The sequence below is a fragment of the Halopelagius fulvigenes genome (assembly GCF_042662625.1).
GTDB lineage: Archaea > Halobacteriota > Halobacteria > Halobacteriales > Haloferacaceae > Halopelagius > Halopelagius fulvigenes.
Map to the genome: position 1 here is coordinate 635,384 of NZ_JBHSXH010000015.1, position 17,341 is coordinate 652,724.

13 protein-coding genes and 1 pseudogene are annotated in these 17,341 nt (G+C 66.6%); 6 read left to right on the top strand and 8 right to left on the bottom strand.

Annotated features, from left to right (window positions below; all coding sequences use genetic code 11):
- Entirely contained in the window at window positions 1–1,461 is a 1,461-nt protein-coding gene (locus tag ACFQEV_RS13350; protein WP_379696874.1) for a DUF7289 family protein, read from the top strand.
- 48 nt (window positions 1,462–1,509) lie between these two features.
- Here ACFQEV_RS13350 and ACFQEV_RS13355 read toward each other — a convergent pair whose 3' ends face one another.
- Window positions 1,510–2,283: a DUF7289 family protein gene (locus ACFQEV_RS13355; protein WP_379696876.1), complete on the bottom strand. Its 774-nt coding sequence runs from the start codon at window positions 2,281–2,283 to the stop codon at window positions 1,510–1,512.
- Window positions 2,284–2,382: 99 nt separating this feature from the next.
- Between ACFQEV_RS13355 and ACFQEV_RS13360 the strand changes: the two genes are divergently transcribed.
- Window positions 2,383–2,673 carry a DUF8066 domain-containing protein gene (locus ACFQEV_RS13360; RefSeq protein WP_379696878.1) on the top strand — a complete coding sequence of 97 codons (291 nt, stop codon included), beginning with the start codon at window positions 2,383–2,385 and terminating at the stop codon, window positions 2,671–2,673.
- Between the two features lie 18 nt (window positions 2,674–2,691).
- Here ACFQEV_RS13360 and ACFQEV_RS13365 read toward each other — a convergent pair whose 3' ends face one another.
- Window positions 2,692–3,561: an alpha/beta fold hydrolase gene (locus ACFQEV_RS13365; protein ID WP_379696881.1), complete on the bottom strand. Its 870-nt coding sequence runs from the start codon at window positions 3,559–3,561 to the stop codon at window positions 2,692–2,694.
- Between the two features lie 104 nt (window positions 3,562–3,665).
- Here ACFQEV_RS13365 and ACFQEV_RS13370 point away from each other — a divergent pair.
- Window positions 3,666–4,595 (top strand): annotated as a pseudogene (locus ACFQEV_RS13370) (DMT family transporter).
- Between the two features lie 207 nt (window positions 4,596–4,802).
- Window positions 4,803–5,021, top strand: a complete 219-nt coding sequence (locus tag ACFQEV_RS13375) for a hypothetical protein (RefSeq protein ID WP_379696883.1) — start codon at window positions 4,803–4,805, stop codon at window positions 5,019–5,021.
- Between the two features lie 83 nt (window positions 5,022–5,104).
- On the opposite strand, the gene ACFQEV_RS13380 is transcribed toward ACFQEV_RS13375, so the two are convergent.
- The 4 genes from ACFQEV_RS13380 to ACFQEV_RS13395 all read right to left on the bottom strand — a co-directional run bounded on the left by ACFQEV_RS13380 (window position 5,105) and on the right by ACFQEV_RS13395 (window position 14,725).
- Window positions 5,105–5,455: a DUF7344 domain-containing protein gene (locus tag ACFQEV_RS13380; RefSeq protein ID WP_379696885.1), complete on the bottom strand. Its 351-nt coding sequence runs from the start codon at window positions 5,453–5,455 to the stop codon at window positions 5,105–5,107.
- Between the two features lie 59 nt (window positions 5,456–5,514).
- Window positions 5,515–10,920: a PAS domain S-box protein gene (locus ACFQEV_RS13385; protein ID WP_379696888.1), complete on the bottom strand. Its 5,406-nt coding sequence runs from the start codon at window positions 10,918–10,920 to the stop codon at window positions 5,515–5,517.
- 117 nt (window positions 10,921–11,037) lie between these two features.
- Window positions 11,038–12,141: a GNAT family N-acetyltransferase gene (locus ACFQEV_RS13390; RefSeq protein ID WP_379696890.1), complete on the bottom strand. Its 1,104-nt coding sequence runs from the start codon at window positions 12,139–12,141 to the stop codon at window positions 11,038–11,040.
- Window positions 12,142–12,427: 286 nt separating this feature from the next.
- Entirely contained in the window at window positions 12,428–14,725 is a 2,298-nt protein-coding gene (locus ACFQEV_RS13395; RefSeq protein WP_379696893.1) for a PAS domain S-box protein, read from the bottom strand.
- A gap of 137 nt (window positions 14,726–14,862) precedes the next feature.
- Between ACFQEV_RS13395 and ACFQEV_RS13400 the strand changes: the two genes are divergently transcribed.
- Window positions 14,863–15,480: a class I SAM-dependent methyltransferase gene (locus ACFQEV_RS13400; RefSeq protein WP_379696896.1), complete on the top strand. Its 618-nt coding sequence runs from the start codon at window positions 14,863–14,865 to the stop codon at window positions 15,478–15,480.
- A gap of 9 nt (window positions 15,481–15,489) precedes the next feature.
- Here the strand turns inward: ACFQEV_RS13400 and ACFQEV_RS13405 are convergent, their stop codons facing one another.
- Entirely contained in the window at window positions 15,490–16,389 is a 900-nt protein-coding gene (locus tag ACFQEV_RS13405) for an aldo/keto reductase (protein ID WP_379696899.1), read from the bottom strand.
- 64 nt (window positions 16,390–16,453) lie between these two features.
- Here ACFQEV_RS13405 and ACFQEV_RS13410 point away from each other — a divergent pair, with 64 nt between their 5' ends.
- Window positions 16,454–16,591: a hypothetical protein gene (locus tag ACFQEV_RS13410; RefSeq protein WP_379696901.1), complete on the top strand. Its 138-nt coding sequence runs from the start codon at window positions 16,454–16,456 to the stop codon at window positions 16,589–16,591.
- Window positions 16,592–16,639: 48 nt separating this feature from the next.
- On the opposite strand, the gene ACFQEV_RS13415 is transcribed toward ACFQEV_RS13410, so the two are convergent.
- Window positions 16,640–17,167 (bottom strand): metal-dependent hydrolase, encoded by a 528-nt coding sequence (locus ACFQEV_RS13415; RefSeq protein WP_379696903.1) that lies wholly within the window; start codon window positions 17,165–17,167, stop codon window positions 16,640–16,642.
- Window positions 17,168–17,341: the final 174 nt, after the last annotated feature.

A 17,341-nucleotide genomic window follows, 5' to 3' on the forward strand; every position in this document is an offset into this window, starting at 1 on the left:
ATGGACCGCGCGCAGTCGTCCACCATCGCCGTCGTCCTCCTCGTGGGGATGACCGTCACCGCCGCCGGACTGACCGTCGCGCTCGGGTCGACGGCCATCGACGGGACGGCGCGGACGACGGAACTCAGTCGGGCGGAACACGCGATGACGCTGTTCGACGCGCGGACGGCGATGGTCGGCCTCGGAGAGACCGGCGGCCAGTCCGTGACGCTCGGCCGCGCCTCCGGGGGAACGTACGCGGCGTCGCCGGACACCGGTCGGATAGTCGTCAGACACAGGAACTACACCGGGACGTACACCGAGGAACTGTACAACCGGTCGCTCGGCGAGGTGACGTACACGAACGGCGACACCGTCGTCGCGTATCAGGGCGGCGGCGTCTGGCGGCACACGGACAACGGCACGGTGATGGTGTCGCCGCCGGAGTTCCACTACCGCGCCGCGACGCTCACGTTACCCGTCATCCGCGTCACGTCGGCGGACGCCTCCGGCGGGCCGTCGAGCGCGTTCGTGAAGCGCGAGAGCGAGACGCTCCGCGTCTATCCGAACCGGAGTTCGACGTACGAGCACGGGTCGCTCCGCTACCACAACCCCGTCAGAAACGGGACCGTCTCGGTCGAGGTGCAGAGCGCCTACTACCGGGGGTGGGCCGACTACTTCCGCGAACGGACGACCGGGAACGTCACCGTCGACCACTCGACGCGGACGGCCACCGTCGTCTTGGAGACGGTCGGAGAGGTCGGGAACTTCGCGCTCCCCGCGAAGGACGACGGCGTCGAGGTTCGCGGGAAAGCGCCCGGCCACTCGGTGGACCAGTTCGACGTGGACATCGCGCAGTCGGGCGGGTCGTTCAACAACATGAAGTTCTCCTTCTACGCCGAGAAGGAGGGCCGCAAGTACGAGGTGCTCCTCCGCGTGGACAAAGACCGCGGGAACTGCGGCGTAAAGAGCAGCGACACGCTCACGATGTGGGTCCTCTACGACGACCCGAACGACGGCAAGCCGAAGCACGTGTGGGTGAACGACGGCATCCCCGCCGACAGCGGTCCGATTCGCTTGGAGTGCGACGGCAAGGACACGCGCATCGTCGCGGACTACCTCACGGACGACACCTCTCTGGAGATGACCAACGACACGTCGCTCCCGTCGAAGACGGGCCTCGCGTGGGACGAACCGAGTGCGGACTCGGTGTCGTTCAACCACTCCGGGTACGACGGCGAGAACAAGACGCACACCGCCGACGGGAGCACCGAGACGGTCGGCAACCTCTCGCGTCACTACCTCACGGCGATGGGGTCGGACTTCAAACTGAAGGTGTACCACGGCGGCGGGTCCAGCGGTACCGCCCACGTGGACGGAAGCGGGTCGTCCGGCGCGCTCTACTACGACACCTCCACCGGATCGCGGTACATCACCTACCTCCACGTGACCGAGAACAACGTCAGCGTCCAGTTCCGCTGAGTTCGGACCCCGATTCCCCTTTCCTCTCCGTCCGCCTCGGACCCCGCCTCACTCGAACGTAGTCGTGAGTTTCACGTAGACGAGGTGGAGTCGCCGCACGTCCGTCTTCGTACAGGAGACGCGGTTCGGGTCGTCGCCGTCCAGTTCACAGGAGAACCCCTCGGACTCGAAGTACTCGCCCCAGACGGGCGCGTACTGCGACGTGACGTTCACCGTCACCTCGTCGTACGTCCCGGACTCCGCGACGAGAACGTCGCGGACGGACTGCTCGGTTCGGATGCGGACCGTCTGCGACCCCGCGACGACCGGCGACCCGCGCGGTTCGAGTTGGACCACCGTGAGCACCGTCCGGTCCTCGTCGAGGACGTTGGCCGGCGGGCGAACCATCCGCCCGTTCCCCACCGCGCCGTCGTCGCGGATGACCGCGCCGCCGATGTACCGGATGCGGCCGGTTCCGCCCGCCTCGAAGGTGAGCGGTGAGAGGGTTATGTTCCCGGTGGAGAAGTCGCGGGAGTCGCTCACCCCCGTCCGGTAGTCGCCCGTCACGTTGACCTGCGCCTCCCCCTCGGTGCGAAGCGACGCGTCGGCGAGTTTGATCTCCGTCCCGCGACTGGGCGCGCCGCGTTGGCTCACGTCCTCGACGTTGTCCGCGAACACGTCGAACGCCCGTTCGGCGTTGTTCAACCGTTCGTAGTCCCGCACGTCCGTCAGTTCCTGCGCCCCGACCGCGTACACGAGGCCGACGGACGTCACGATGAGCGAGAAGATGAGGACGAAACTGATAGCCTCGCTGACGCCGCGCCGGTCGGTCCGGAGTTTCACGCCTACGCCTTCCTCGGCACCCTCATTAAGTCTGAGTGTTAATTCCACGACAAGAGACTGTCGTAGCGTTTAGATAGGTATCGCGCGACTACCTCGAATATGTCGAACGCCCTCCTCGGCCGAGAGCTCTCCTCGGCCGCGAAAGTCGCAATCGCCGTCGCCCTCGTCGTCTCGTTCGCCTACTCCGTCGTCATCGCCGGACAGATTCTGCTGTGGTTCTCCCTCGTCTTCCTCGCCGTCGCCATCGTCATCGGAGTGCGACTGACCTCTGCCTTCCTCCGACTCGCCGATTCGGTCGAACGAATCGCGGACGCGGTAGAGCGAACGGACGCGGAGACGACCGAACGCATCGCGGACGCGGTAGAGGAGACGGACCGCGAGCCGCGGTGAACGCCCGGTCCCGCGCAGTCACCCCTCCGTCGGCGCGCCCGCGCGCGCCCCCGCTGCCGTTCCGTCCTCGCCGAAGTCGATGACCGCGAGGAACGCCCGCACCGCGTCGGTGAAGAAGGCCGGGTCGTCGAGGTTCGAGACGTGCCCCGCGCCGGGCACCTCGCGGACGGTGACGCGCGCGATTTCGGACTCCATCTTCGCCGCGTGCCGCCGGACGAACGACGGTTCGCGCTCGCCGTACAGGACCAGCGTCGGGGCGGCGATGGCGGCGTACTCGACCTCCGTCTCGTGGAAGGTGGCGACGGCGCGAACCACCTTGGCGAACTCGGCCGTCTCCAGCTTCGGCCCCTCGGCCCGGAGCCCCTCTATCCGCTCGTAGTCGCCGCTGACCCCCTTCGAGAACCGCTCGTGGAGCCACACCATCGCCCGTTCGACCCGTTCGTAGCCGACGAGTCGGACGAACGGGACGGCGGCCCGGAGCATCGCCGACCGCTGAAGCCACTCGCGCCGGTCGAACAGTTCCGGCGTGAACGTGTCGGCGAGCACCAACCCGGCCACCTCGTCGGGGTGGGCGGCGGCGTACACCTGCGCGATGCATCCGCCCATCGATAGCCCGCAGACGACGGGCCGGTCGAGGTCCAAGGCGGCGACGAGTGCGCGGAGGTCCTCCGCGAGGAGTTCGACGGAGTACGACTCCCTCGCCGACCCGCCGGTGCGGCCGTGGCCGCGAACGTCGTACGCGACGGTCGTATACTCGCCTTCGAGGGCGTCCACCTGCGGCGTCCACTGCGCGGAATCGAGGATAGCGCCGTGGACGAACACGACGGGCGGGCCGTCTCCGCGTCGCTCGTAGTACGTCTCGACGCCGTTCGTTCGGACGGTGGGCATGGGATACCGTAGCGCTCGTAACGAGATGAACTCGTCTACGGGGGCGCGAACGCGGACGGGCGCGGAGAGGAACAGTAATGCGGCCGTGTCCGCACGTCGTTCGCATGGGCTCGGGCGAGACGGAGACCGAACGGGCGTCCGCCGCCGACGGCGGGGCGTTCGCGCCCGCCGCGGCCGGACCGTTGCTCGCGGCGTCGCTGTGGGGCGGCATGTACGTCGTGAGCAAGTGGGGGTTCGCCGCCGTCCCGCCGGTGACGCTCACGTTCCTGCGCCTCGCGGTGGGGGCGGCGACGCTCCTCGCCGTCGTCCGCCTGACGCGGCCCGACCGGTCGTTCTCCGCGTCGGAGCGCCGGCAGTTCGTCGGATTGGGCGCGCTCGTCGGCCTCACCTTGGTCGCGCAGTTCGTCGGCACGGACCTCACGAACGCGAGTCAGGGGTCGCTCCTGACCGTCTCGACGCCCGTGTTCACCCTCCTCTTGGGCGTCGCCGTCTTAGACGAGTCGCTGACGCGGCGGCGAGCGGTCGGGATGGCGTTCGCCGTCGTCGGAACGCTCGTCGTCGTCGCCGGGCAGTACGACCTCTCGTCGCTCGGCGGGTCGAACCTCGCCGGCGTCGCGTTCCTCCTCCTCGGGAGCCTCGGGTGAGCCGGCTACACGGTGTACGGCGCGCCCATCGTCCGCCGGTACTCGGCGATAGAGGCGGCGACGTACTCGACGGTCGCCGCCGTCCCGATGGTCGCCGTCTTCGTCCCCGTGGAACTGTTCGTCTTCGACGCGCCCGTGACGACGACGGTGACGCCGACGCTCGCCGCCGCCGTCGTCTACCTCGGCGTCTTCAGCACCGCCGCCGCGTGGTACGCGTGGTACAAGGGGTTGGAGTCGCTGGACGCCGGGGTCGTCGCGGTGTTCTTCTTCGCGCAACCGGTCGTCGGCACCATACTGGGCGTGACGCTCCTCGGAGAGAGCGTCGGCCCCGCGTTCGTCGCCGGCGGCGTCGTGATGGCGTTCGGCGTCTCCCTCGTCAGTACCGACTGACGCCGGATCCCGCCCCGTTCTTCCCGTCGCCGCGTCGGAGGACGACGGCGACGACGATTCGAGAGAGCGTCTTCACGGCGAGAGAGACGCGCCCCGCGGAGATAACGTGGAGCGCGATTCTCCGGATTCGAGAACGTCACTGGCCCGGGCGCGGACCGTTCGCGCGAACCGATTGCGTTTTTCCGCCGTCCCGCGAACGCCGAGGTAATGTCGAACGACTCCGACGAGGAACCCCGCGTTCCCATCGTCTGCGACGAGTGCGAGACGACGTCCCGCGTGCCCCTCCCGGAGGTGGCCGACGCGGTAGCGAAACACAACGACCGGTTACACGACGGCGAGGACGTGGCCGGAATCGACCCGGAGATCATCCGTCACGTCACCGACCTCGCGGCCGAGGACCTCGGTCTGACCGGGGACGGAGAGTAGCGGCGCTCTCGGGACGGTCGAAGGAGAATCGAACGGGGAATCGAGAGAAATCGCGCGCCGCAGAGTGGCAAACCGACCGGAGATTATCGTTCGTCGTGCGACACGAGCCACGAGTAGATGCGGTCGAAGCGGGGACCGCGGGAGACGATGCCCGACTCGGGGTCGTACTCTAACACGTCCCGTTGGGCGAGCTTCGGGACGTGGACGTGGTGGAGTCTCAGTTCGAGTTCGTCGAGCGCCGCCGAATCGGTCGCGGACGCCGGGTCCTCGCGGGCGAGGAGGCGTTCGCCGAGGCCGCCGATGGAGACGGGTTCGCCGACGCGCCCGAGGACCAACAGGAGGGTGCGTCGTTGGCTGTCGGCCAAAAGCGTGAACTTCTCGTCTAACGTCAGCGGGTCGAGCGTCGCGCGGGGGGACTCGGTTGTGCCACTCATCGTGTGCGTAGAGAGTTACTACGGGGGGTTAAGGCTATCACCAAAGTGTTTAGGAGAGGTCAGTGGACCGGCCCGGACCGCTCGAAGAGGGCCGCGAATATCTTGTTTTCGGCCGATCGGATGTGCTGGGAGAACGTCGGCGCGGAGATGCCCAGCGAGTTCGCCACCTCCTGACCGCTGCTCTCTCTGGGCCACTCGAAGAATCCCGAGAAGTACGCCGACTCGAGGACGCTCCGCTGTCGGTCGGTCAACTCCTCGTTGAGTGCCGAGACGATCCGGTTGGGTCCCCTCTCCGTGCGGTCTACCTGCCGTTGGGCGCGCACCCTCGCGGCGGGGTACGCCGACTGGACGCGTTCGATGGCGTCCCGCACGTCGGTTCCGACGGGGAGGTGAACCGTCATCTGGTAGTCGCCGTCGCGAATCACCGCTCGGTGGACGTAGCCGCCGAGCGACGCCATCGCCATCAGCACCGGCGGTTCCTCCAGTCGGGCCTCGAACCGCACCCGCCCGACGTCCTCGCCGACGACGCGGACTGACGTCCAATGGGGGACGCTCTCGACGATGGCCTCGATGGTTTCGACGCCGCCCTCGTCGGCCGTCCCGTAGACGAGGTAGTCGTCGTCGGTCGGAACCGCCTGTTCGAGCACGATGTCCCCGTCCGTCGCGGCCGGGATGTTCAACTCCGAGAACACGTCGGGTATCTCGAAGTCCACCTCGATTATCTGGTCGCTGGTCAGGGCGCGCTTGCGTTCGACGGCGGCGATGGCGTGGCCGACGATTTCGCCGAGTTGACCGATGACCACCTGTTCCTCGTCGGCGAACGCGTCGGGGCGCGCCGCGTACACGTTCAGCGTTCCGTAGACGACGCCCTCGTGGACGATGGGGATCGACGCCGACGACTGGTAGCCGTACGTCTCGGCGTTCGACCGCCACTCCTCGTACTCGGAGTTTTTCAGCACGTTCCGGGCGACCTGAATCTCCTGCGTCCGGAACGCCCGCCCCGTCGGTCCGCGACTCGACGGGCGGTCCTCGTCGACCGAGATGCTCGTCCCTTCGAGGTAGTTCTCGACGCCCGCCTCCTGTCGGACGTACACCTCGTCGCTCCCGCGCGCGACGGCCCCGACCCACGCGAACTCGTATGACTCCGACTCCGCGAGGGCCTCGCAGACGGTCTTTTCTATCTCCTCGCGGGTGGACTGTTCGATGACCGCCTCCGTCGTCTCCCGGACGACCGCGTTGAGGCTGTTCAGCGCCGTGAGGCGGTCGGTGTTACGTTGCCGTTCGAGTTCGTTGCCCACCCAGTTGCTGAGGATGTCGACGAACGTCACCTCCCAGTCGGTGAACGCCTCGGTTCGCTCCTCCGTGCCGTAGAAGCAGAACGTGCCGTACACCTCCCCGTCGACGAACACCGGCGCGCCGAGGTAGTTCTCGACGCCCAACGTCTCGTCGGCGAGTTCCGGCGCTTCCTCCGCGACGCTCCGCACGGCGAGCGTCCGTGCGCTGTCTACGACGTGCTTGCAGTTGGGGAGTTCCGCCACCGGCACCGACTCGCCCGCCCGGAGGTCGACACCCTCGGGAACGTCCACCGCATCGAAGATGTACTTCTCCTCCCGCACCCGCGAGAGCGTCGCGTAGTCGGTTCCCAACGCCTCCCGGACGACGCCCAAGAGGTCCTCGATTCGTTCGTCGAACGAGAGGTCGGGGTCCGCGATTATCTCGTAGGCGTTGCGCAGGGTCCGTTCGCGCTTCTGCAGTTCCGCCCGCTGGTCGACCAACTCCCGTTCGTACGTTCGGCGATCTATCGCGGCCGCGAGGACGTACGCGACGCTCTGCAGGAAGCTCGCGTCTCGCTGCGTGAACATCCGCCTCTCCGCGTCGTGGACGCCGAGAATCCCCCACGGGTCGTCCCGCGGACCGACGACGACGGTCATCCCGCTCTTGATTCCGCGCTCCGTGAGAACGGGGTTGTCGAATCGCGTCTCGTCGTCGAAGTCGTCCACGATGACGGGGTCGGCGGAGCGGAGCGTGTAGCCCGCTTGGCGATTCTCGTCGGCCCTCGTCAGCGCGGAGCCGACGGCTTCCTCGCTCCACCCGACGCCGCCCCTGAGGAGCAGACTCTCCCCGTCCGGTTGCAGGTCGAGGACGCCGCAGTAGTCCATATCGAGCGTCTCAGCGACCGTCTCGGCCACGTGCTGCGCGAGAGCGTCTATGTCGCGTTCGGAGAGCGCACGCTGGCCGAGTTCGGCCACGACGTTCTGTTGTCGAACCCGCTCGTGGAGTTCGCTCTCGTGTTCGACCCGGGCGTACGCCGCCTCCGCGTTCGCCGCGAGCACTTCGACGAGTTCCCGCGTCTGTTCGTCGAGGACGTCGGACTCGGTGGACCCGACGGCGAGGACGCCGTAGTCGCCCATCGGGACGCCGAACCCGCTCCGGACTCTCGTCACCGATCTGTCCACCTGCAGCGTCGGCGACTCGCGGATGTCGTCGTAGTACTTCGCCTCGTCCGTCGTGAAGATGTGGCCGATGAGGCTCTCGTCCCTCTCGGCCACCGGCGGGAACTCGTGGCGACTGATGCCCGCCTTCACCGACTTGGCGTCCGCGACGAGGTGGTCCTCCGCCTCGTCGTACCGGTAGACGACGACGCCCGAGAGGTCGAGTACGTCCGTCGCCGCGTCGATGATTATCTCGCTCACGTCGTCGTCGGAGACGGCGTTCAGGAAGGCGCGCGAGGACTCGTGGAGTGCGGTCAGCGTCTCCTCGAACTGCTTTCGCTCCGTCACGTCGCGGACGACGCCGCAACGGCCGTACACCCCGTCGTCGTACTCGTAGGGGCCGAACCGGGCCTCGACTGGGACCGTCCCGCCGTCCTTCCGCATCACGTCGAACTGGAGGGTTCCCTCCGTCTCGCCGCCGGACAGCATCTCCGCTTGGAGTTCGTTCGCCGCTCGGTTCACCTCCACGCTGTTGACGAGCGTCGGGTGCTCGCCCAACAACTCGTCGCGGTCGTACCCGGTGAGTTCGCATATCGCCTCGTTGGCGAGGACGATCTGGCCGTCGGGGTCGAGGGCGTAGAGGCCGTCCCACACCGTCTCGACCAGTTGCTCGTACCGTTCGAGCTCTCGCTGTCTCTCCTTTCGCTCCGAGATGTCGCGGACGACGCCGACCGTCCCGCGGAACTCGCCGTCGCTCACGAGGGGCGTGAACGTGCTCTCGACGGGGAGGGCGCTCCCGTCTCGCCGCCGCATCTCGAACTCCATCCGACCGCTCTCCTCCTCGCCGTCCGCTATCGCGTCCTCGAACTCCTCGAGGCGTTCGGTCACGTCCTCGCCGACGATGAGCGAGTAGTGCGAGCCTTCGAGCTTCTCGCGGTCGTACCCGGTCATCTCGGCGCAGGCGTCGTTCATCCGACGGAACCGCCCCTCCTCGTCGAGGACGTAGACCCCGTCGCCCACCGTCTCGACGATGGTCTCGTACTCCTCTAACTCGTGTTGGCGCTCCTTCCGGTCGCCGATATCCTGAAAGTAGACGGAGAGTCCCGTCTCCGAGGGGTACGCGCGCACCTCGAACCACGTCCCGACCGACGTCGAGTAGTGTTCGAAGGTTACCGACTCCTGTCGCTCCATCGCGCGCTCGTACTCCGCCCGGAAGGGCGAGTTGGCGGCGTGTTCGAACTCGTCCCAGATGCGCGCGCCGAGCAGTTCGGACGCGTCGCGTTCGAGCATCTCCTCCGCCCGGTCGTTGACGTGCGTGAACCGCCACTCCTCGTCCAGCGCGTAGAACGCGTCCGTCACGCGGTCGAACACGTCCGCGAGCTCCGACTCCAGCTCGTCGCGGCGGCGACTCAGCCGCCGCGTCTGCTCTTCGAGTCGGGTGATGTCCGTGACCGTCGCGACGACGTAGTTCAGCTCGCCGTCGTCGCCCCCGAGGGGAGTCGCGTTTATCGACAGCCACCGCCGTTCGCCCCCCCGCGTCTCGATTTGGACGTGCTGGTCCGTGACGGGCTCGCCCGTCTCGATGGCCCGCACGCCGGGGCGTCGCTCGTACGGGAGGGGGTCGCCATCCCCGTCGAAGAATGTCCTATCGCCCATCTCATACCTGTCGAACGCGTCGGGCGAGAGGTCGAGCAGCTCCGCCATCCGCTCGTTCGCCTTGGCCAATCGCCCGTCGGGCTCGAAGACGGCGATACCGATGGGGCTGGTCTCGAACACGCGGTCCCGCAAGTCGCGCTCCTCGCGGAGCTGACGCTCGCGTCGACGCCGTTCGGTCATGTCGCGCGCGACCGTCGCGAACCCCTGTAGCTCGCCCTCGTCGTCGCGAATCGCGGTGACGGTGACGTTCGCCCAGAACTTCGAACCGTCCTCGCGGACGAGCCACCCCTCGTCCTCCGTCCACCTGGTTTCGGCCGCCTCGACGAGGTTGCGGTGGGGGACGCCCGCCTCCACGTCCTCGTCGGTGTAGAACGTCGAGACGTGTTCGCCGACGATGTCGTCTTCGTCGTACCCTTCGAGCCGTTCGGCCCCCGAGTTCCAACTCTCGACGTACCCCTCGACGTCGAGTCTGACGAGCGCGTACCCCTCGATGGCCTCCACGAGCGAACGGACCTCGGTCTCGCGGTCTCGCAGCTCCCGTTCGGTCCGCTTCCGCTCCGTGATGTCCGTGACGACGCCTTCGAGCGTGGCCGGGTCCGCGTCCCCGTCGGCGCTCTCGCGGCCGACCGGTTCGACCGCCCGCCCGCGTTCCGCGACCCACTGCGTCTCGCCGTCCGCGGTTCGGATGCGGTACTCGACGGTGAACGTCTCGCCGCGTTCGACGCCCCGCCGAATCTCCTCTCGCACCCGGTCGGCGTCGTCCGGATGGACCGCGTCGTCTCCCCAGCGTCTCGTTCCGGAGACGAACTCCTCGGGGTCGTAGCCCGTCAGCTCGGCGCACTCGTCGCTCAGGAACTCCATCGGCCGCCCCGGTTCGTTCCGGCAGCGGTAGACGACGCCGGGCACGTTCTCGACGAGGCGGGCGCGCGCCCGTTCGGACCGTTCGAGGGAGTCGGCGGCGTCCCGTCGGGGCGTCGCGTCGCGGACGACGCCGACCGTCCCGCGAAACTCGCCGTCCGCGCGGAGGGCGCTACACTGCAGTTCGCAGGGGACGCTCTCCCCCCGCGCCGTTTCGAGGGCCAGCTCCAACGTGGCGACAGCGCCGCCGCCCTCTCGAAGCGTCTCGACGACGTTCTCGAAGTGAGAGGCGCCGTCGTCGTCGAGGAGCACCGAGACGCGCTCCCCGAGCAGACCGTTCTGCCCGTAGTCCAGCATCTCGATCAGAACGTCGTTGACGGCGACGAACCGCCCGTCCGAGTCGAGCTGATACACCCCGTCGGCGAGCGAACTCGCGAGCGCTTCGAACCGCTCTCCGACCTCGGATTCGCCGTCGGTTCGCCGGAAATACTCCGGGGTCTCTTCGGAGTGCTTCACCATACGATATCGGGGGACTGACACGGGATAAACCCCTTGTCCGTCGCTATTTCGTATGTTTCAGGGATTCTGACCCGGCGGCGCTTCCGGGGCGTTCCGCCCAGAAAATCACGCGGCATCTCAGCTGGTGTCTTGCTCGGAGAACGTGAACCACCAGTTCTTCTCGTCGGCGATATTCACGCCGTTCTGCACCCACTCGCCGTTCGACGGCCGGACGACGTGCGTCGTCCGACTCGCCACGAAGGAGATGGGCGGCCGGTCGTCGCCGCGAAAGCCTGTCTTCCGCATCGACGACTCCGGGAGGACGGCCGGGGCGGCCAACAGGTCCGAGTCGGCGTGGTCGACGACCGCCCGGCGGAGCAACGCCTCCAGTCCGTCGCTCGCCGGGTCCGGCGGTACCGGCACCACGTCCGTCACCTTCGTCGTCGTCGGCCCAGGACCGACCGAGGTGCCGACGACCATTCCCGCGACCGGTTCGCCCGCCTCCTCCGCGACGTACGCGACGTACTTCCACTTCGGGTTGTCGAACCGCCAGTCGTAGAACCGTTCGTCCCGGAGGGCGTGGATTCCGCGCTTCGGCGCTCCGTCGCCTATCGCCGCCATCGTCGCCGCCGGGACGGACTCGTACCGCCTGACGGTGACGCCCTCCCCGGACGCCGCCCGAGCGTTCGACAGTCGGTTGTACCCGCTGAGCAAGGGGTCCAGGACGGCGCCGCCGACGGACGCCAGGGCGTCCGAATCGCGGTGGCGGGCCAACTCGCTCGGGTTCTGAATCCGGTAGTACGTCGGTTGCTCCGTCACCTTGCGCCACCCGAGGTTCAGGTAGCCGGAACTGGAGTTATCGTTGGGGAAGTTGAAGAAGAAACTCGGTTCCGCGCCGCCGTACTCCTCGATGGCCGTCTCCGTCATTCGGGTGAACAGGCCGCGCCGGCGGTGGTCGGGGTGGACCATCGTGTCCGCAGGCTGAAGCGCCAGTCGTCGCTCACCCCCGACGGACATATCGAGCGCGAAGAACGGTCGCGCGCCGACGAGCGTTCCGTCCGCCTCGGCGACGAATATCGGCACGTGATCCACGTACGGATTCTCCTCGTACTTCCACGCGAACCACCGCCGACCGCGCTCGGAGTCGAAGGTCGCAGAGAAGAGATCGAGAAAGTCGTCCACGTCCTCCGCTCGGAAGGCTCGGATGGTGTACTCGACTCGGTGTGCCTCTGAGTGACTCACGAGCCGTCTCTACGGAGGCGTGGGGGATAGTTATCGGCACCGTAGCGCCGAACACGTCGGATGGTGCAGACGTTAGTCGAACCGGCGCGGCGGATCGGACCACCGTTTCACGTTTCCGCCGAGTTTCAGACGCCCCGCTCGGAGCGTCTCGGCGCTTGTCTCAGATTAATCAACAGTCAACGGTGACGGTAGCGCAGTCCCGGAACTATCGTTCGGTGACGCGTTCGGGGCGTCGGTCGGATCCACGCTCGGACGCTCGTGCGGTCCTCCGGAGGTCGAACCGGGTTCAGTCTCCGCGCTCGTCGGCGGTCTCTACCGCGGGGAGCGTAAACGAGAACGTCGCCCCCTCGCCGGGTTCCGACTCGACCCAGATCTCGCCGCCGTGACGCTCGACGATTCGCTGACAGAGCGCCAACCCGATTCCGGTGCCGGGGTGTTCCTCGTGGCTGTGGAGTCGTTGGAACACCTCGAAGACGCGGTCCTGACCGTCGGGGTCGATGCCGATGCCCTCGTCGCGCACCGAGATCAGGTGCTCCCGTCGGTTCCGTTCCGCCTCGACTCGGATTCGCGGCGGTTCCTCGCCGCTGTACTCGATGGCGTTGCTCAGCAGGTTCTGAAACACCTGCTGGAGCTGACTCGCGTCGCCGTACACGGCGGGGAGCGGTTCCGCCGTTGTCTCGGCGTCGGTCTCCTCTATCTGCATCTGCAGGTTTTCGAGCGTGTCTCCGAGAACGTCGTTCAGGTCGGTTGGTTCGAGCGGGTCGCCCTGCGTATCGACGCGCGAGTACTGGAGCAAGCCGTCGATCATCTCGCGCATCCGCTCTGCGCCGTCGACGGCGAACTCGAGGAACTCCTCGCCGTCCTCGTCCAGTTCGTCGCCGTACCGCCGTTCGATGAGCGAGAGGTAGCTTGACACCATCCGGAGCGGTTCCTGGAGGTCGTGAGACGCCGCGTACGCGAACTGCTCTAAGCGCTCGTTAGACTCCTCCAGTTTCCGCTGGTACTCCTTGCGTTCGGTGATGTCGTGACCGATGGTCATCCCGCCGAACACCTCGCCGTCGACGTCGGTGATGGGAACCACGTAGACTATCCATTCTCGGTCGGCGTACTCGAACTCGATCTCCTGCGCCTCGCCGTCGAGCGCGGCCTGATACGCGGATTCGAGCGCGTCGGAGACGTGGTCGGGCCACACGTCCCCGACCAACTGCCCCTCCACGTCGGTCGGTGCGATCGGGAGTTCGTCGAACGCCCGCCCCGCGGCGAGCGAGTACCGAAGGTCGTCGTCGAACAGCGTGATGATGCCATTCGGGATGTTCTCGGCGAGCGTCCGGTACTGCTGTTCGGACTCTGTGAGTCTGCGCTCCCGCTTCCGACGCTCCGTGATGTCGCGGGCGACGGCTACCATGTACTCTCGGTCCAACTCGACGCACGTCACGTTGACCTCCGCCGGGTACGTGGTGCCGTCCTTCCGGACGTGCACTCCCTCGGCGGTCACCGCGCCCTCCTCCCGCACTTCTTCGACGTGGGCGTGCCACTCTTCGATGTCGGCGAACCGCCGTTCCATGTCGGGGACCGACAGTTCGAGCAGTTCGTCCCGGTCGTACCCGAGGCGACGGCAGGCGGTTTCGTTGACGTCGATGAAGTCGGCCGTCTCCGGGTCGATGACGAGGACGCTATCGGTGGTGTTGTCGAGTAGCGTCCGGAACAGTTCGAGCTCCTGTTCGCGCTCCTTCCGTTCGCTCACGTCCCGGAAGTAGACGGAGAGGCCGGTCTCGGAGGGGTACGCGCGCACCTCGAACCAACTGTCGAGCGGTTCGGGGTAGTACTCCTCGAAGGAGACCGTCTCCTGTTCGTACATCGCCCGCTCGTACTCCGACTTGAACGCCCGACTGAGCGTGGCCGGGAACAGTTCCCAGATGTTCTCTCCGACCAGCGTCAGCCCCTCCGGGTTGATGAGTTCGTGGGCTCGCTCGTTGAGGTAGGTGAAGTTCCACTCCTCGTCCAACGCGAAGAACGCGTCCGAGATGCGGCCGTAAATCTCCTCCAGTTCGCGCCGCGTCTGGCGGTTCTCTATCGCCGTCGCGAGGACGTTCGCGACGCTCTGGACGAAGTTGGCGTCGTACTGCGTGAACTCGCGTTCCTCGGTCGTGTGCGTCCCCAGCACGCCCCACGGGTTCTCGACAGATCCGATGACGACGCTGATGCCGCTGACGACGCCGTGGTCGGTGAGCAGTTCCGGCCCGGAGAAGCGCTCCTCGGTCCGCAGGTCATCCACCACGACCGGCGCTTCCGAGAGGAGCGTGTACCCCGCCTGCGAGTCCCGGTCGGTCGGAACGGTCGCCGACCCGACGAGCCCGTCGCGCCACCCGACGCCCTGTCGAAGGAACACCTCCTCGCCGTCGGGGAGCAACTCCAGTACCTTCGCGTACTCCACGTCCAACGTCTCGGCGACGGCGGCGACGGCGTCGCGCATCAGCTGGTCGAGGTCGTCCGTTTCGAGCGCTCGCTGACCGAGTTCCGCGACGACCTCCTGTTGGCGGATGCGGACCGCCGACTCCACATCCGCGTCAGGAGACGAAGTCATTCAGGTCATCTATCGGCGGGCGCTGTATAAGCGCTTCTGTCAATACGCGTGACACCGCCCGCCTCCTCCGAACCGGCCCCGACGAGCGGTGCGCGAACTTCGCGAATTCTATATTCCTCGAACTCGTCGCGTCACCCGTGGAACCGGACGACAACCGTCGCGGCTGGGCCGAACGCTCCGGAGACTTCTCCCCGGAGTACTACGCGCGGATCGGGCCGAACGAAGTCAGCGAGACGCTCCTCGCGGTATTCGAACACTACGTGGACGACGACGCCGACGTCCTCGAAGTCGGCTGCAGCTCCGGTCGCCATCTCGCGCACCTCCGAGACAACGGGTACGAGAACCTGACCGGCATCGACATCAACGACGAGTCGTTCGACGTGATGGCGGAGTACTTCCCGGAACTCGCCGAGACGGGGACGTTCTACACGGGCGCAGTCGAGGACGTCGTCCCCGAGTTCGACGACGACGAGTTCGACGTTATCTACTCGGTGGAGACGCTCCAGCACGTCCACCCCGAAGACGAGTGGGTGTTCGAGGAGTTGATTCGCGTCACCTCGGACCTGCTCATCACCGCGGAGAACGAGGGCAACAGCCCCCACCGCGGACGAGAGGGCGCGGAAGTCAGTTACGTCAACGACGAGTTCCCCCTGTATCACCGCAACTGGAAGCGCGTCTTCTCCGAGTTGGGCCTCGCGCAACTCCTCTCGGAACCGGGGAAGCGGGATACGGTTCGCGTGTTCCGGGTTCTGTGAGGCCCCGCCTCAGGGCGCGGGCACGGGCGAGTCGTCGCCGTCGCGTTCCTCGCGCAGTCTGGTCTGGTCGGGCTCCGGCAGTTCCTCGAATCGACGGGCCGCCTCGAGAATCGGAGGGACGAGAGCGGGATCGCCGGCACTGGGGATGGAGGTCATCCCCTGCGAGAGCGCGTATCGGAGGCACTCTTCGAGGTCGTCCGGGTCGTCGTAGGGTTCGTACCACGTGTCGTACGGTCGCTCCTCCTCCGGGACGTCGTCGGGCCACGGTCGCTTCGCGAAGGCCTTGATGCAGAGGGTTCCCAGCCCTCGTTCGCGCGCGAGGTCGAGAACGGAGCGGTAGTCGTACTCGGGGCCCTCGCGAGCGTCGAGGGTGGCGTTGAACGGGAACATCACGGTTTCGAGCTCCGGTATCCGTTTAATGGCGCTCCGGACGAGGCTCGGGTCGCCGTGGCTCGTCAGACCGATGTGGTCGATTATCCCCTCCTCTTTGGCCTCCTCGAACGCCCGGAGTGCGCCGCCGTGGTCGCCCTCGCCGCGTCCGCGACTCGCCTCGCCGGTGATGGCGTCGAGTTGGTCGTATCGAGTCACCGCGTGGAACTGGAACAGGTCGATCGTGTCGACGCCCAACCGGTCTAACGACCGTTCGAGCGACCCCCACGCCCCGTAGTAGGACCGCTCCTGCGTCTTACAGCCGAGGAATATCTCGTCGCGGTGTTCGTTCAGCTTCGGCGCGAGTTTCACCTCGGCGTCGCCGTACGACGGCGCAACGTCGAAGTGGTCCACGCCGGCGTCCAACACCGACTCGACCATCTCGTTCGCGTCCTCCTGGTCGAGGTAGTTCAACGCGATGGTTCCGAACGTCAGCACGGAACTCTCGTGGCCGGTGTCGCCAAGCGCACGGGTCTTCATACGTCGCGTACGGAAGCGAGACGTAAAATTGTGAACCCGAAACAGTAGCCGCCTGCATCCAGCGGTGCTCGAACCGATCACACCACGACGGGCGAAGGAACCGTACCTCGAAGACCGAACCGCCCCCGGCGACTCCTCCGGACAGAGTCACGACTACCGCACCGAACACCACGACTCCAGTGTGCCGATGATACGAGTCTGACGGGCTTCCTCGCCGTTTGGCTCGGGTGCGTGCGACGGCGACCGGAGTTCACGAGGGCTCGGAGGATTCCCTCTTGTGCCTCGAATACAGGCGTTTCCCGAAGTAAAGGACGCTCCACGTGAGAGAGAGCACGGTGAGCCAGAACGGCAGATCACTGTAGTAGAGGAGTGGTGGAACCGCGAGGAGGATTCCGACGAGAAGGTCTCCCGAACTACCGGCGTGATCGATAATCTTCTTCGGTCCGACCCACTTCCCGCGTGGATGGAGATACAGGACGCCGTCACCGTCGGTTTCGTCGCTGGGTTTGTCGATTCCGACGAAGTAATCGGTGTAACAGTGGAGAGCGGCCGCTCCGAAGAAGTACAGTCCTGCCACTACGACCACCGAGTCGGATACGACTGCCAAAGAGAGGAGCAGTAGCGTCACGACCCCGTAGTAGACCGGAAAGTGGAGCGTCTTCCTGTGTTCCCACCGAAACGCATCGAAGTCGGGGAACACTCCCCCGAAAAAGGCGCAGAGGGCTACGATCCCCCCTAACTCCGGACGCCATTCCGTAACTGTGAGGGAGAGAAGCAACCCAGCGGTACCGTGATTTGGCGTCATCATCGTTGGCGGGTGCCCCTTCGGAGTCAACGATTGTGAAGCAACTGGCGGTCAGAACGTGTGTCCCTGTTCGACCGTGCTGAGAGGCACGTCGGACGGACTCGCCGGGAGTCCCACGAGCGAGTGGGACTACGGTGAGTCCACGAA

What these genes read in the sequence shown, in the direction of transcription:
- ACFQEV_RS13350 (WP_379696874.1), top strand. Translation starts at nt 1, where the DNA reads ATGGACCGCGCGCAGTCGTCCACCATCGCCGTCGTCCTCCTCGTGGGG.
- ACFQEV_RS13360 (WP_379696878.1), top strand. Translation starts at nt 2,383, where the DNA reads ATGTCGAACGCCCTCCTCGGCCGAGAGCTCTCCTCGGCCGCGAAAGTC.
- ACFQEV_RS13365 (WP_379696881.1), bottom strand. Translation starts at nt 3,561, where the DNA reads ATGCCCACCGTCCGAACGAACGGCGTCGAGACGTACTACGAGCGACGC.
- ACFQEV_RS13375 (WP_379696883.1), top strand. Translation starts at nt 4,803, where the DNA reads ATGTCGAACGACTCCGACGAGGAACCCCGCGTTCCCATCGTCTGCGAC.
- ACFQEV_RS13380 (WP_379696885.1), bottom strand. Translation starts at nt 5,455, where the DNA reads ATGAGTGGCACAACCGAGTCCCCCCGCGCGACGCTCGACCCGCTGACG.
- ACFQEV_RS13385 (WP_379696888.1), bottom strand. Translation starts at nt 10,920, where the DNA reads ATGGTGAAGCACTCCGAAGAGACCCCGGAGTATTTCCGGCGAACCGAC.
- ACFQEV_RS13395 (WP_379696893.1), bottom strand. Translation starts at nt 14,725, where the DNA reads ATGACTTCGTCTCCTGACGCGGATGTGGAGTCGGCGGTCCGCATCCGC.
- ACFQEV_RS13405 (WP_379696899.1), bottom strand. Translation starts at nt 16,389, where the DNA reads ATGAAGACCCGTGCGCTTGGCGACACCGGCCACGAGAGTTCCGTGCTG.